General features: G+C 45.6%; 1 protein-coding gene. It reads right to left on the minus strand.

Annotated features, from left to right (window positions below; all coding sequences use genetic code 11):
- Window positions 1-298: collagen-flanked surface repeat-containing protein (locus tag ACTHSP_RS23540; RefSeq protein WP_440347181.1), on the minus strand; the 298-nt coding region annotated here is incomplete at both ends.

Genomic DNA, 298 nt, shown 5'->3' on the forward strand with positions numbered 1-298 from the left:
CCGTTACCGTCTTTGATGGTTACAGTGTGAGTACCGTTGCCGTTGTCTTTAACGTCGGCTTCAGCGTTCTTACCGTCTTTAACGATAGTAGTAGTGGTATTACCTTCGCCATCAGTGATGGTTACAGTGTGAGTACCATCGCCGTTGTCTTTAACGTCGGCTTTAGCATTCTTACCATCTACACCGTCTTTACCGTCTTTAACGATGGTAGTAGTGACTGTACCGGTCTCAAGATCAGTAATAGTGATTGTATGGGTACCGTCACCATTATCTACAACTTCACCTGTGATGCTGCCAC

The sequence above is a fragment of the Neisseria sp. P0001.S005 genome, assembly GCF_051963715.1.